This window comes from uncultured Blautia sp. (assembly GCF_902497045.1).
In the GTDB taxonomy this organism is placed as follows: Bacteria; Bacillota; Clostridia; order Lachnospirales; family Lachnospiraceae; genus Blautia_A.
Map to the genome: position 1 here is coordinate 1 of NZ_CABVDF010000354.1, position 1,850 is coordinate 1,850.

Genomic DNA, 1,850 nt, shown 5'->3' on the forward strand with positions numbered 1-1,850 from the left:
GAGTGAATTTCCAGATTGTATTTTTATAATAAATGGAAAATTGTAAAGGAAAGAGAGGGCTTATGGTGGACAAAAGAGGATACAGAAGCAGAAAAAGAATGCGAAGGCAGAGAAGGACGCTTCTTTTTGTACTTGCTGTAGTTTTTATATTTTTTGGAATGGAACTGGTGGTCCAATGGGGTGCCGGAATGGGTTCCTGGCTGGAAGAAATGAAAAAACCTGTAGTAAAAGAACTTGATATAAGCGGGATCAACAGTCCTTATGCAATTTTAATCCAGGCCCGAAACGGAAAAACCGTGGGAGATATCAATGGAGAACAGAGGATATATCCGGCATCATTGACAAAAATGATGACCTGTCTTACTGCGATAGAAGAAATCGGGAATCTGAATAAAGAGATTACCTTGACTCAGGAAATGTTTGCAGGACTTTATGAGCAAAATGCCACACAGGCAGGCTTTCAGCCGGGAGAGACAGTCAGAGCTGTTGATCTTTTATACGGAGTAATGCTTCCTTCCGGTGCTGAATGCTGTATTGCCCTTGCAGATACCATTGCAGGATCAGAGGAAGGTTTTGTAGAATTAATGAATAAAAAAGCAGATAAACTGGGAATGAAGGATACACATTTTATGAACTCTACAGGACTGCATGATCTGGAACACTACAGTACAGCCGGAGATATGGCAGTTCTTCTGAAGGCTGCGCTGAAAAATGATACCTTCCGGGAAATTATCGAAAGTCCCTGGCATTCTACGCCTCCTACAAATATCCATCCGGATGGGATTACTTATTACAGCACAATGTTTAAGAATCTTTCTGATCCGGCAGTCACAGGAGGAAAGATCATGGGAGGAAAGACCGGCTATACCGGAGAGGCAGGACATTGTCTGGCAAGCTTTGCCGAGATTGAAGGCGTGGAGTATATTCTGGTTACAGCAGGCGCTTCCAATGAAAGCGGATCAACACCTCATATTGCAGATGCAGTGACAGTGTATAACCGCGTGGGAGAAGCGGCACAGTAAATTTCTGTTTGTGAGGGTAGGGCGGAATATTATTTTTTGCCTGTAAAGGATATGCAGGATCAGATTTCTTTGATCCTGCATTACATTTTCCAGACAGCACTGCACATGATCTGCTTTTTTTCATATGCATCGTCTGTGGGTAATAAGAAACTTAAATCCGCTCCACTTCCACAAACAGAAATTTAGTAATTTTCTGCCTTACGTTCAAAATAAGCTCTTGGATGTGCGCATACCGGGCAGATTTCCGGAGCTTCTTCGCCCATGTGGATATATCCGCAGTTACGGCATTTCCAGCCAAGAGGAGCATCGCCCTTAAAGGTTTTGTCAGCTTTGTAGGATTCCAGAAGTTTTTTGTAGCGCGCTTCATGAGCGGCTTCTACTCTGGCAACACCTTCAAATTTTTCGGCAAGTTCTTCAAAACCTTCTTCCCGGGCTTCTCTTGCCATACGGGCATACATATCTGTCCACTCGAAGTTTTCGCCTGCAGCAGCATCTTCCAGATTGGATTCAATGTCATGGATGCCGTGAAATTCCTTGAACCACATTTTGGCATGTTCTTTTTCCTGATCTGCTGTTTCCAGATAGAGAGCTGCCAGCTGCTCATAGCCGGCCTTTTTGGCAGCGGAAGCAAAATAAGTATATTTATTTCTTGCCTGGGATTCTCCGGCAAACGCTTCCATCAGATTTTTTTCGGTTTTGGTTCCGGTATATTTTGACATAGATGTTCCTCCTTATTTTTAATCATGATGATAAAAGAAAACCCCGGAGAACTTTGATATGCTCCCTTCTAGGTAGACAGTTAAAATAATAAAACTGTTTATCAAGGAG

At 42.8% G+C, this 1,850-nt stretch carries 2 protein-coding genes; one reads left to right on the top strand and one right to left on the bottom strand.

Translation table 11 applies throughout. The features are described from left to right. Window positions 1–62 precede the first annotated feature (62 nt). Complete coding sequence (locus RDS42_RS14620) at window positions 63–1,022, top strand: D-alanyl-D-alanine carboxypeptidase (RefSeq protein WP_308784295.1); 960 nt, start codon at window positions 63–65, stop codon at window positions 1,020–1,022. Between the two features lie 182 nt (window positions 1,023–1,204). Here the strand turns inward: RDS42_RS14620 and rbr are convergent, their stop codons facing one another. After that, window positions 1,205–1,741 carry a rubrerythrin gene (gene rbr / locus RDS42_RS14625; protein ID WP_308784296.1) on the bottom strand — a complete coding sequence of 179 codons (537 nt, stop codon included), beginning with the start codon at window positions 1,739–1,741 and terminating at the stop codon, window positions 1,205–1,207. Window positions 1,742–1,850: the final 109 nt, after the last annotated feature.

Bases quoted from the DNA above. Each gene is read 5' to 3' on its own strand.
- RDS42_RS14620 (WP_308784295.1), top strand. From the start codon at position 63: ATGGTGGACAAAAGAGGATACAGAAGCAGAAAAAGAATGCGAAGGCAG.
- rbr (WP_308784296.1), bottom strand. From the start codon at position 1,741: ATGTCAAAATATACCGGAACCAAAACCGAAAAAAATCTGATGGAAGCG.